An 11,903-nucleotide genomic window follows, 5' to 3' on the forward strand; every position below is an offset into this window, starting at 1 on the left:
GGACGGTTGAGGTCGGCCGAAAAGGGTGCCGTTCGTCGTGGATAGCGGACCATTCGGCGCAAGCCGTACAACACTGAGCGCCTTTGCCCGTCTGCTCGGCGAAGGACGGGTCTCCGTATCTCCTCCCGGGGTAGCGTCCACTCCTACCGTGTGGGTGATCCAGATCACAGCGTGGGAGGTCTCGTGACGACGGAGCAACATGACTCGTCGGTATATGAGCAGATAAGAGCGACGGACCGGTTCCAGGAGCTGCGCCGCCGCTACCGCTCGTGGGCGTTCCCGATGACGGTCGCCTTCTTGGTCTGGTACCTCCTGTACGTCGTGTTGTCGGCCTTCGCGCGCGACTTCATGGCCATCAAGGTGCTGGGCAACATCAACGTCGCGTTGATCTTCGGACTGCTCCAGTTCGTGTCCACTTTCTACATTTCGTGGGCCTACTCGCGGCACTCGGCGGCCAAGCTCGACCCCCTGGCCGACGAGCTGCGCGGTGAGATCGAGAAGGTGGACAAGTAAATGAGCCACACGACACTCGCCACCGTCCTGTTCCTGCTGTTCGTCGTCGGGACGCTGGCGATCACCTTCTGGGCCAGCCGGCAGAACAAGACCGCCGCCGACTACTACGCCGGCGGCCGCGCCTTCAGCGCGGCGCAGAACGGCCTGGCCATCGGCGGCGACTACATGTCGGCCGCCTCGTTCCTGGGCATCGCCGGCCTCATCGCCCTCTACGGCTACGACGGCTTCCTCTACTCCATCGGCTTCCTGGTGGCGTGGCTGGTCGCGCTGCTGCTGGTCGCCGAGCTGATGCGGAACTCCGGCAAGTACACGATGGCCGACGTGCTCGCCTTCCGGATGAGCCCGCGCCCGGTCCGCACCGCGGCCGGCGTCTCGACGATCGTGGTCTCGATCTTCTACCTGCTGGCGCAGATGGTCGGCGCGGGCGCGCTGGTCGGCCTGCTGCTCGGCATCACCTCCGACTCGGGCAAGGCGCTCACCATCGTCGGGGTCGGCATCCTGATGATCGTGTACGTCGTGGTCGGCGGCATGAAGGGCACCACCTGGGTCCAGATCGTCAAGGCCGTGCTGCTGATGGGCGGCGCGACCCTGGTGACGCTGCTGGTCCTCGGCAAGTACGGCTTCAACCTCTCGGGCCTGATGGGCGAGGCGGCCGCGCAGAGCGGTAAGGGTGACGCCTTCAACCAGCCGGGTCTGCGCTACGGCACCGAGGCCCAGGGCATCTGGGGCAAGTTCGACCTGATCAGCCTGGGCCTGGCCCTGGTTCTGGGCACCGCCGGTCTGCCGCACATCCTGATCCGGTTCTACACCGTGCCCACCGCCAAGGACGCCCGCAAGTCGGTCCTGTGGGGCATCGGCATCATCGGCACCTTCTACCTGCTCACCCTGGTCCTGGGCTTCGGCGCGGCGGCCATGGTCGGCAGCGAGGCGATCCGGACCGAGAACGCGGCCGGCAACACGGCGGCGCCGCAACTCGCGCTGGCCATCGGCGAGGCCATCTTCGGCGAGGTCGGCGGCACGATCCTGCTGGCCGTCATCGCGGCCGTCGCCTTCGCCACGATCCTCGCGGTCGTCGCCGGTCTGACCCTGGCCAGTTCCTCCAGCTTCGCCCACGACCTCTACGCGCACGTCTTCAAGCGCGGCAACGTCACGGAGAAGCAGGAGATCCTGGTCGCCCGCGTCTCGGCCTTCGTCATCGGCGCGGTCGCGATCGGGCTGGGCATCCTGGCCCAGGCGCAGAACGTGGCGTTCCTGGTCGCCCTGGCCTTCGCCATCGCGGCCTCGGGCAACCTGCCCGCGATCCTCTACAGCCTGTTCTGGAAGAGGTTCAACACGGCCGGCGCGGTCGCCTCGATCTACGGCGGTCTGATCTCCGCCCTGGTCCTGGTGATCTTCTCACCGGTCGTGTCGGGCCGCCCGACCTCGCTGATCAAGGACATGGACTTCCACTGGTTCCCGATGGAGAACCCGGGCCTGTTCTCGATCCCGATCGGCTTCCTGTGCGGCTACCTGGCCACGCGGATGAGCAAGGAGTACAACGAGTCGAAGTACGCCGAGATGGAGGTCCGCTCCCTCACCGGCGTCGGCGCCGAGAAGGCGTCCACTCACTAGAAGCGCCACCCAGTAACCCCTCCAGGAGAGAAGCCCCCGGGACCCGCCCCCGGGGGCTTCTCGCCTGTAAGGCTGGTGTGCCTTTTCCGGCATGTCGGGCCGGTGTGGACAGCGGTTATGGTCGGCGCGTGGACAGCCCATCGGACGCCCGCAGCCGGATCCTCGACGCCGCCGAGGAACTGTTCGCGGGCGGCGGCTACGACGCCACCCCGACCGCGCGCATCGCCGCCGTCGCCGGCGTCCCCAAGGGGCTCGTGTTCCACTACTTCCCCCGCAAGATCGACGTGCTGGTGTCCCTGGTCGACGAACGCACCCTCGTGACCGAGGAGGATCCCGAGCCCGCGCCCGGCGACGCGGCCCGCGCCCTGTCGAAGCTGGCGCGGCGGTTGCCGCTGACGGCCTCGCCGTCGATGCGGCGCATCCTGTTCCGCGAGGCCGACACGCACCGGTCGGTGAAAGACCGCATCCACGGGCTCAACTCCGAGATCATCCGCCGGGCGCGGTTCGCCCTGGAACTCGCGCTGCCGGGCGGGCGCGGCGACGCGGCACGGCTGGAGGCGGCGGCGGCCACCTTCGCGGCGGTGCTGCTCTACCAGGAGAGCATCGCCCATCTGACCGGGCACACGATCGACGCCGACGTGGTGGCCGACCTGATGGCGACGGCCTTGCGGCAGTTCGGGTGAAATGAGCATTCGGCCGTGCACTTCGCCTGCGGCGCGGTCGGCTTCCCCGCCGTCACGGTCGCGGCCCTCGTCGTGGCCAGGCGGTGCCACGCCGAGGGCTCGACCGGATGGGCGGCCGGCTCGGCCCTCAGCGGGGTCTTCTTCTTCGCGAGCTTCGCCGCGATGGCCTCGTCCGGCGGAGCGGCCTGGGGCCTGCTGCTCTTCACCGCCGGGGTCGTCGTGATCTCGGCCTGGTTCAGCGTGCTCTGCCTGCGGCTCCTGAGATCAGCGGCCGCCGGCCGGCACGCGCGCCCGCGAATCCGGCTCTCGTAGAGCCCGCTCAGTCGGCGTCGACCGCGTCGGCCAGTTTCACCAGTTCCGCCATCGCCTCGCGCAGATGGTCCATGATCCGCCAGACGTCCGGCACCCTGGCCGGGCACGCGACGACGCCGAAGTCGAGGCTGCCGTCGTAGGAGAGGCAGGTGATGGACAGGCCGCCCGTCAGGTCGCTGAGCACCGACATCGGGTAGTAGGCCAGCAGCCGGGCCCCGCACAGGTAGAGCGGCAACTGCGGGCCCGGGACGTTCGACACGATCAGGTTCACCCCGGGCGTCACCTTGCCGGCCAGGCGGAACAGGTGGGGCGTCGCGAGGTTGGCGATCGGGGCGGGCAACACCGAGCAGAGGTCGTTCAGCCAGTTCGTGCGCGAGACCGCGAAGCGGCGTTTGGCGGTGGCCATCAGGCCCCTGACCGCCGACAGGCGCTGCTCGGGGTCGGCGACGTCGGTGGCCAGCGGGGTGATCATCGCCGAGATCTGGTTGCCGATGGTCTCGTGCCCCTTGGTCGTGCGCACCGCCACCGGCACCGCCGCCACCAGCGGCTGGCCCGGCAGCGCGGCGTGCTCCTCCAGCCACGACCGCAGCGCGCCCGACACGACCGTCATCACGACGTCGTTGACGCTCATGCCGAACGACCGGCCGACGTGCTTCACGTCGCCGAGCGCGATCGACCCGTAGGCGAAGGTGCGCATGCGGGTGATCGGGCCGTTGAACGGGGTGCGCGGCGCGGCCAGCGAGGGCAGCGGCGGGAGCGGCTTCTCGCCGAGCAGGCGGCGGGCGGCGCTGGCCACCCGGTGGGCGCCGGGCAGGCCGCCGGAGACCGGCATCGCGTCGAGGTCGGCGACCGCGCGCGTCAGCGACCGCACCGCGTCGCCGGGCTGGGCCAGCATCCGGCCGAACGCTCCGGCGAGCATCTCGGCCGGGTTGGGCGCCTTGGCGCGCGGCATGTCGGCCGACGGCGGGTCGACCTGCCGCTGCTCGGGCGTGAGGTCGAGGAAGGCGCCGAGGATCTCCGAGCCCGACACGCCGTCGATGGCGGCGTGGTGGACCTTGGTGTAGACGGCGACGCGGCCCTCGCCGAGGCCGTGGATCAGGTGCATCTCCCAGAGCGGGCGGCTCCGGTCGAGCTTGCGGGCGTGCAGGCGGGCGACGTGGACGGCGAGTTCGTCTTCGTGGCGCAGGGTCGACTCGTGGACGTGGTCGTCGACGTCGAAGTCGTCGTCTTCGGTCCAGTAGGGCCGGTCGAGCCCGAAGGGCACGTCGGCGAGGCGCATCCGCAGCGGCGGCGCGAGATGGACCCGGTCGCGCAACAGCGCGACCAGGCGTTCCCGGGTGACGCTGCCGTCAAGGACGGCGACGCCGGCGACGTGGGTGACCGTCGTGTCGGACTCGGTGCTGAGGAACTGCGCGTCGAGTGCCGTGAGCTGGCCCATGGGCAACCTCCCCCTGTCGTTCTCCGCCGGGTTCCGCCCCCATCCTCCTGAGGAGCGGTTACCGGGGCGTTACCAAGACGTCTCCAAGGAGCGATTCTGACAGCGCGGAATCGTCTCCCCGTACTTCCCCCATAGGCGGCCAGCCCCCCGCGAACCCCCGCGAGCTGCACGAAAACCAGCGAACCTTCCGCAAAGGTAACACTTCGCTACTCGATGATCACCGGTTGCGGCACGATGGCGTGGAACAAATACCCCATCTTGTCGTAAGCAGTGATTTCCGGCTGCCTGTACCCATTGTGATCTACCGCTCGCGCGAGCGGCACGCCGGGGCCCTCTTCCTGCGAGTCCGGCACGCAGGCCGCACCTGCCCGTGACGGTGGGGACCGGGAGCGGTGCGGGGCGCCGGGTGCGGTGCGGGCCGGGGGCGGTGGGCGGTGCCGGCCGGGCGGGAGCCGTAACGGAGGAAGGGGAACTAACGGCCGAGGAACCGGAGGAGCCGGTCGAGCGGCCAGGTGTTGATCACGTCGTCGGGGGTCAGCCAGCCGCGCTGGGCGATGCCGACGCCGAACTTCTGGTTGTCGAGGTGGGGGATGGCGTGGGAGTCGCTGTCGATGGAGAACTTGACGCCGTGGTGACGGGCCAGGCGGACCAGGTCGGAGGGCAGGTCGGCGCGGTCGGGGTAGGCGTCGATCTCCAGCGCGGTGCCGGTGCGGGCGGCGGCGCGGAAGACCGCGTCCCAGTCGGCGTCGACGCCCGGACGCCTGCCGATCTTGCGGGTGGTGGGATGGCCGATGATGTCGACCTCCGGGTTCTCGCACGCGGCGATGAAACGGCGGGTCATCTCGTCGCGCGACTGGTTGAAGTGGGAGTGGACGCTGGCCACGCAGACGTCGAAGCCCGCGAGGATCTCCTCGGGCCAGTCGACGCTCCCGTCGGGCCCGATGTTGAGCTCGCTGCCGTGCAGCAGCCGCATGTCCGGGTAGCTCTTCTGGAGCTCGTCGAGCCGGGCCCGCTGCGCGAGGGCCTTCTCCAGCGTCATACGCTGCATGACCAGGTCGGGGGCGTGGTCGGTGACGGCGTAGTAGGCGTAGCCGCGCCCGGCGGCGGCGGCCAGCATGTCCTCCAGCGTGGCGATGCCGTCGGTCAGGTCGGTGTGGGTGTGCAGGTCGCCCTTCAGGTCGTCGAGGGTGACCAGCCGGGGCAGCTCGTGCCGGAGCGCGGCCTGGATCTCGCCGCCGTCTTCGCGCAGCGTCGGGGGGATCCACTCCATCCCGAGCGCGGCGTAGATGTCCTCTTCGGTCGCGGCGGCGATGACGTTGTCGTCGGCGTCGAACAACCCGTATTCGGAGAGCTTCCACCCCTTCTTCACGCACATCTCGCGAAGGTGGACGTTGTGCTCCTTCGACCCGGTGAAGTAGATGAGCGCGGCCCCCCACGACTCCTGCGGCACCAGCCGCAGGTCGACCTGGAGCCCCCGGTCGGTGCGAACCGACGTCTTCTTGTCGCCCCGCGCGATGACCTCGGTGACATAGGGCTGCCCGGCGAACCGCTCCATCAGCTCCGGCGAGCCCACGGCCAGGATGTCGATGTCGCCGACCGTGTCGCGCATGCGCCGGAGCGACCCGGCGAAGGTCATCTGCTCGGCGTCGAGCGAGGCCATGACCCGGTCGGCCAGCTCGGCCGCGACGCCCAGGTGCACGCGGGTCTCGGCCATCTGCGCGATGCCCTTGAGGATGTTCTCCTCGGTCTTCGGCCCGAACCCCTTCAGCCCCTTGAGCCGCCCCTCGCCGATCGCCGCCGCCAGGGCGTCGGGGGAGTCGATCCCGAGCTCCTGGAACAGGAACAGCGCCTTCTTCGGCCCGAGGGTCGGGATCCTCGTCAGTCTCCGCACGCCGTCGGGCACCTTCGACCGCAGGTCGTCGAGCTGGCGGAAGCTGCCCCGTTCGAGGAACTCCTCCATCTTCTTCGCGATCGCCTCGCCGACGCCCGGGATCTGGCGGACCGGGATCTCGCGCAGGTCGTCGGGGTAACCGGCGATCGACTTGGCCGCCTTCTGGTAGCTGCGCACGCGGAAGGCGTCGCCGCCGTTCAGCGCGAACAGTTCGGCGTACTCTTCCAGGGCCGCAGCGGCCTCGTCATTCGCCCGTGCCATGTCGATCAGCGTACATAGCGGTGCTTCACGCCGGGCGGGAAGTCTCCGGGGTCGGCGTAGGGCCGCAGCGTGATCAGCGGGAGCTGCTTCCGCTCCGGCACGTAATGGGTGAACTCGCTGTTCAGCCGCCTGAGATGGGTGACGATCCGGGCCGCGACCTCCTCGGCCAGGTCGTCGGACGGATCCTGGCCGGGAGCCAGTTCGACGGTGACGTGCAGCCCGTCGGCGCCCTCCGGGGCCGCCAGCACGAACTTGCCCGTCACCGCCCGGTTGACCTCGGGCTGCTCCAGGCCCACCGAGATGTTCTCGGCGTAGACGTTGGCGCCGTAGAAGGACACGGCGAAGCGGCTGCGGCCGAAGACGTAGACGAACGGCAACTCCGGCCCCTGCTGCGCCGGCTCGAAGCCGATCCGGTCGAGCATCTCGCGATAGGGGATCAGGCCGCCCTCGTCGGCGATGTGGTAGCGGATCAGCGGGATGCCGTTGTCGCCGCTGAACAGCAGGGTGCCGCCCGACTCCTCGAAGTAGCGGACAGCCGGGTCGTACTGGACGAGGGTCGGCAGCCGGTCGGCCCCGAAGATCTCCCTGGCCTTGTCGGGCCGGGCCGCCAGATGCCGCCTGATCTCGATGGACAGCGGCGTCTCGTTGCCCAGGACGCCGGCGTCGGCGGTGCCGTACAGGGACGCGAACGACCGGACCGGGTCGGCGATCCCGGCCCGCTCGGCGACCAGCGTGCGCCACTCCTCGGAGAAGACCTCACCCGCGGTCACGATCTTGATGTGGTACGACGCCCAGGGCAGGTCGAGGGTGTCGATGACGTCCTTGACGAAGGGCGGATAGCCGAACAGGACCGTCTGCTCGGCCAGCGGGGCGAGTTGCGGCAGGACCCGGGCGATCTCCGCCGGGTTGTTGCCCGGGGCGACGACGGTGATCGGATAGCCGCGGTCCTGGAGGTGCCTGACGCAGGCGAGGGTGAACAGCCCGCCCACCCAGGTGCCGAGGGAGAAACAGACGACCGCCAGCGTCGGCCTGCGGCCGAAACCATCCATGACCTGGGCGAACCGGTCGGCGATGACCTTCTCGTCGTCGGCGGTCCGCGCCCAGAACGACGGCTCGCCGGTCGACCCGGAGGAGACGGCGATCATGCCTCTCAGGACGCCGTCGCGGCAGAGGTCGTTGAGCGGATGGCGCCGGGTGTAGTTGTCCTTCGTCGTGAAGGGCAGCGTCGCGAAGTCCGCCTCGGTCCTGATGGAGGCGGCGTCGACGCCGTGCTCCCGGAGGAACGCGGCATAGGCCGGGACGGTGGCCGCGACACGCTGGAACAACTCGATGGGCGCCATGGCCGCGACTGTATCGTCCGGATATGGGGGTTCGAGGGGTCGTACGGGAGTGGCACGCCGACGAGGGCTGGGGAGTCGTCGACTCCCCGGAGACCCCCGGCGGCTGCTGGACCCACTTCAGCCACATCCAGGCCGAGGGCTACCGCGTGCTGACCGCCGGCCAGCCGGTGGACCTGGAATGGGAGGCGCCCGGCCAGGACGGCTATCCGTACCGCGCGGTGTCCGTGACGGCCTGACCCCGCTTCAGAAGTGGGCGGACCTGGGCTGGTAGGGCTCCTGAAGGGCGGCCAGCTCCTTGTCCGACAGGTCGAGCCCGACGGCGGCCAGGGCGTCGCCGATGTGCCCGTCCTTGGTCGCGCCGATGATGGGCGCGACCATGCCGGGCTGGTGGAGCAGCCAGGCCTCCGGCGGTAGGTAGAGCACGTCTCCCGCGAGCGGCCGAACGCAAGAGCCGAGCAATCGACTGGCCAGTAAGTCGAGCGAATGGAACAGACGTTTGCAATGATGGCCGAGACGGATCGGCTCAGGGGAGGTGAAGCAGGTGTCTTACAGCCCGAAGCTAGCGGCGGCGTTGTCAGGTGCCACGCTTCAGCAACTCGCTCACTGGCGTAGGGCCACCAGCAGGGGCGCCGTGCTGGTGCCGGAGATCTCCGCCATCAGGCCGGTTCTCTACTCGTTCCGCGATCTGGTCGCTCTGCGAGCCTGTGTAAAACTCCGGAACGACACGTCCCTCCAGAAGATCCGGCGTGCACTGGACACGCTGCGGGACGATCTAGGGGAACGCGAACATCTGTCGGCGTACCAGTTCGTGGCCGATGAATCGACGATCTACCTAGTAGAACCGGAGCGGGCCACCGATTTGGTTCGCAACAAGACCAATCTTGTCATTTATCAGATGGTGGACGTCCTAAAGCCGTTCTACCGGGATGGGCGGCACATCCCCGACCTCCTCCGTCCGCGTGAACATGTGGCCGTCGATCCGGCGGTCAGAGGCGGAATCCCCGTGATCGAGGGCACTCGCGTCCCCTACGACGATGTCGCTGCCTTGCTGCGAGACGGTGTGTCGGCCGAGGGGATTTCCGACTACTACCCCAGCGTTTCGGCGACGGCCGCGCGAGACGCAGGAGACTTCGCTGATTACGTAGACAGCTACGAACCACTCAAGGAGCAGCGTGAGGCTGCTGCTGGATGAGAATGTCCCCCGTCCTCTGCACCGGGTACTGACCACCTTCATCCAGGGGCACGAAATTGTGCACCTGCTAGATATGCTCGGCTGGTCGGGAACTCGGGATGAGATGCTCTATCTCCGTGCTGCGGCAGAGGGGTTCCACGTCATACTCACCAATGACGGCCGGCAGATGGAGCGTCCGCGTGAGGTGGCCGCCATCGCCGCATCGCGACTCCACCGGATCGAGTACCCCCACAAACATTCCGGTCTCATCGGCATGGGCATTGCGATCGCCACGGTAGCCGCAGCCCTCCCCGCCGCCTTGGCGCTACTCGAAACCGTGGACCGCCAGCAGTTGATCACCTTGAGAGCTGTCGATCCGACCGCATCGGCTCGTTTACGGGTGGTCGATCCATCGAGTGTTCCGCCGAAGCATTGGCCGGACGCATCGCAGCCCTCAGCGGACTGCTGATGCGTCGGCAGCGTCGCTGATTCCCGACGAAGCTGGTTAGAGGGAGATTTCGCGCGGCTGATAGGGCTTGGTCAGCGCCTTCAACTCCTCCTTCGACAACTCAAGGTCCACCGCTGCAACCGCGTCGGGGACGTGGCCGTCCTTGGTCGCGCCGATGATGGGCGCGACCATGCCGGGCTGGTGGAGCAGCCAGGCCAGTGCGAGCGTCGCGGGGGCGACACCTCTTTCGCCGGCGAGTTCGGCCACCTTCGCCAGGACGTCTCCGTCTCCCGGTCCGCCGTACAGGAAGCGCTGGCGGTCGCCGTCGCCCTCTTGGCGGGTGGTGTGCTGCTCCTGCCCGGCACGGGCCAGCAGGCCCCTCGCCAGCGGGGACCACGGGATGAGGCCCACGCCCTGGTCGGCGCAGAGCGGGATCATCTCGCGCTCCTCCTCGCGGTAGAGGAGGTTGTAGTTGTGCAACTCATGCATGATGAGACGTATGCAGAAGCTTCCGGTAGCGCTGACCAGCGGGACGATCCCCGTCGTGTCCTACGCTCGCGCCTCCGCCGACCTTCGGCGGGATGAGCACAGCGTGGAGGACCAGCACCGCATTAACCACGAGACGGCCAGGCGGAACGGCTGGGTAGTGGTGGCGGAGTTCACCGACAACGACAAGTCGGCCGCCAAGATGGACGTGGTCCGCGATGACTTCGAGCTTCTGTTGAAGGTCCTCAAGGCCGGCAGGCTCTCGGACGGCACGACGGTTTCCGGCCTGGTCGTCGTTGCCGATGACCGACTAGTGCGGCGTCCCGGTGACTATGAACGGGTTGTGGACGCCTTCACGCACCGCGACGGACGGGTGTACGCCGACAAGCGGCAGATCAAGGACCTGTACAGCGAAGACGTGGAGAGCATGGGCCTGTTCGGGGCGGTGATCTCCAAGATGGAGGTCCGCAAGATGCAGCGCCGGATGCGGACGTCTCACCAGTCGCGGGCACAGCGCGGCGTACCGAGTGGCGGGCCTCGACCGTTCGGGTGGAAGGACGACCGGCGCACTCTCGACCCGGCTGAGGCCGACCTGGTGCGCAAGGCGGCACGGGACTTCATCGGTGGCCGGTCTGTGTATTCGATCGTCATGGAGTGGCAGCGCCTCGGCGTGAAGACCAGCCTCGGCAACGACTGGATCTCGCGGTCCCTCAAGGTGGTGCTGACCAACCCGCGTCTGTGCGGGTGGCGGGAGATCGGCGGGGAACTCGTCCGTGGTCCTGATGGCAACCCGGTGGAAGGCGTCTGGGAGACGATCATCTCTCCGGAGGAGTGGCAGACCATTCGCGACATGTTCGACGGGCGAAAGGGGCACTTCGTCCGCCGGAACGGCGAACTTGGACCGGCTCACTCGCCGGACTATCGGGACGCGCGTTATCTGCTGGTCGGCATTCTGCGGTGCGGGAAGACGGGGCCGGACGGCGTTCTGTGTAACACCAAGCTGCGGGTGACCGGGCAGACGGACGTCAGGCAGCATGCGTACGCCTGCCCGTCCAAGTCGGAGGGCGGCTGCGGGGGTGTCTCGCGGCGGGGCGACCTCGTGGACGAGTTCATCTCTGAGGCGCTCCTGGCGAGTCTGGAAGACAAGGAGATGGCTCGGCGACAGGGAGTCCGGCCTCAGGAGTGGGCAGGCGCGAAAGAACTGAACGACGCGCAAGAGCGTCTGAAGGCGCTCTCTGTTCAGTGGAATTCCGGCGGCATGTCCAATGACCTGTTCTTCCAATTGGCCGGGGACCTGGAGAAGACGATCGCGCGTCTTCGTGGCGAGTCGAAGAAGCACACGGCGACGGTGGAGAGGGATGCGGCCCGGCAGGTCATCGACGTGGAGGACTTCCGTCGACGCTGGTATCTGCCGGAGGAGGAAGGCGGTATGCCGCTGTCCACGAAGCGTGCCTATCTGCGCGAGGCGTTTCGAGCGGTGATCGTTTATCCGGGAATCAAGGGGAGCAAGGTGTTCAATCCTGACCTACTGGACCCCATTTGGTCTGAAGGCTGAATCACATTCGGGAACTGTCGGTGTGGCCTGGTAGTTGTAGATGGCACGGAGACACGCGAGTGGCTCTCAGGCAACACGAGTCGCATGCCAGGGTGGCGCCTGGCGCGGGGTAGCTCCCCAGCGGTTTGTTCGACCGCGAATCGCTGACCTAAGCCAACAAACAAAAATAAAAGATGAGGCTGGGGTGGGCTCTC

Annotated in this window: 14 protein-coding genes; 8 read left to right on the forward strand and 6 right to left on the reverse strand. The window is 68.1% G+C overall.

Annotation, left to right across the window (positions count from 1 at the left end):
* Positions 1-183: 183 nt before the first annotated feature.
* The 4 genes from AW273_RS05705 (at position 184) to AW273_RS05720 (ending at position 3,119) form a co-directional block, all read left to right on the forward strand.
* Positions 184-513, forward strand: a complete 330-nt coding sequence (locus tag AW273_RS05705) for a DUF485 domain-containing protein (protein ID WP_062345908.1) — start codon at positions 184-186, stop codon at positions 511-513.
* The gene (locus tag AW273_RS05710; protein WP_062345911.1) at positions 514-2,124 is read left to right on the forward strand and encodes a monocarboxylic acid transporter; all 1,611 of its coding nucleotides are present in this window, start codon (positions 514-516) and stop codon (positions 2,122-2,124) included.
* Between the two features lie 128 nt (positions 2,125-2,252).
* Positions 2,253-2,807 (forward strand): TetR/AcrR family transcriptional regulator, encoded by a 555-nt coding sequence (locus AW273_RS05715; protein WP_232327092.1) that lies wholly within the window; start codon positions 2,253-2,255, stop codon positions 2,805-2,807.
* 15 nt (positions 2,808-2,822) lie between these two features.
* Positions 2,823-3,119 carry a hypothetical protein gene (locus AW273_RS05720; protein WP_062345915.1) on the forward strand — a complete coding sequence of 99 codons (297 nt, stop codon included), beginning with the start codon at positions 2,823-2,825 and terminating at the stop codon, positions 3,117-3,119.
* 7 nt (positions 3,120-3,126) lie between these two features.
* Here the strand turns inward: AW273_RS05720 and AW273_RS05725 are convergent, their stop codons facing one another.
* From AW273_RS05725 to AW273_RS05735, 4 genes are all read right to left on the reverse strand, one after another.
* Positions 3,127-4,557: a WS/DGAT/MGAT family O-acyltransferase gene (locus AW273_RS05725; RefSeq protein WP_062345917.1), complete on the reverse strand. Its 1,431-nt coding sequence runs from the start codon at positions 4,555-4,557 to the stop codon at positions 3,127-3,129.
* A gap of 206 nt (positions 4,558-4,763) precedes the next feature.
* Positions 4,764-4,910, reverse strand: coding sequence for a hypothetical protein (locus tag AW273_RS36980; RefSeq protein WP_157555584.1), 147 nt, complete (start codon positions 4,908-4,910; stop codon positions 4,764-4,766).
* A 119-nt stretch (positions 4,911-5,029) separates the two neighbouring features.
* Complete coding sequence (gene polX / locus AW273_RS05730; protein ID WP_062345919.1) at positions 5,030-6,709, reverse strand: DNA polymerase/3'-5' exonuclease PolX; 1,680 nt, start codon at positions 6,707-6,709, stop codon at positions 5,030-5,032.
* Between the two features lie 5 nt (positions 6,710-6,714).
* A complete protein-coding gene (locus AW273_RS05735; protein ID WP_062345921.1) occupies positions 6,715-8,049 on the reverse strand; it encodes a phenylacetate--CoA ligase family protein in 1,335 nt (444 codons plus the stop codon).
* A 23-nt stretch (positions 8,050-8,072) separates the two neighbouring features.
* Here AW273_RS05735 and AW273_RS05740 point away from each other — a divergent pair, with 23 nt between their 5' ends.
* The gene (locus tag AW273_RS05740; RefSeq protein WP_062345922.1) at positions 8,073-8,285 is read left to right on the forward strand and encodes a S1 domain-containing protein; all 213 of its coding nucleotides are present in this window, start codon (positions 8,073-8,075) and stop codon (positions 8,283-8,285) included.
* A gap of 7 nt (positions 8,286-8,292) precedes the next feature.
* Here the strand turns inward: AW273_RS05740 and AW273_RS05745 are convergent, their stop codons facing one another.
* On the reverse strand, positions 8,293-8,472 hold the full coding sequence (locus tag AW273_RS05745) for an aldo/keto reductase (protein WP_062345925.1): 180 nt from the start codon (positions 8,470-8,472) through the stop codon (positions 8,293-8,295).
* A 208-nt stretch (positions 8,473-8,680) separates the two neighbouring features.
* Between AW273_RS05745 and AW273_RS05750 the strand changes: the two genes are divergently transcribed.
* A complete protein-coding gene (locus AW273_RS05750) occupies positions 8,681-9,241 on the forward strand; it encodes a DUF433 domain-containing protein (RefSeq protein ID WP_232327094.1) in 561 nt (186 codons plus the stop codon).
* Positions 9,222-9,689, forward strand: coding sequence for a PIN-like domain-containing protein (locus tag AW273_RS05755; RefSeq protein WP_062345927.1), 468 nt, complete (start codon positions 9,222-9,224; stop codon positions 9,687-9,689). The genes AW273_RS05750 and AW273_RS05755 overlap by 20 nt, the downstream gene beginning before the upstream one ends.
* Positions 9,690-9,725: 36 nt before the next feature.
* On the opposite strand, the gene AW273_RS05760 is transcribed toward AW273_RS05755, so the two are convergent.
* Positions 9,726-10,157, reverse strand: a complete 432-nt coding sequence (locus tag AW273_RS05760; RefSeq protein ID WP_062345929.1) for an aldo/keto reductase — start codon at positions 10,155-10,157, stop codon at positions 9,726-9,728.
* Between the two features lie 10 nt (positions 10,158-10,167).
* On the opposite strand from AW273_RS05760, the gene AW273_RS05765 reads away from it, so the two are divergent.
* The gene (locus AW273_RS05765; protein WP_062345931.1) at positions 10,168-11,709 is read left to right on the forward strand and encodes a recombinase family protein; all 1,542 of its coding nucleotides are present in this window, start codon (positions 10,168-10,170) and stop codon (positions 11,707-11,709) included.
* Positions 11,710-11,903 lie beyond the last annotated feature (194 nt).

It is taken from the genome of Herbidospora yilanensis (assembly GCF_001570565.1).
GTDB lineage: Bacteria > Actinomycetota > Actinomycetes > Streptosporangiales > Streptosporangiaceae > Herbidospora > Herbidospora yilanensis.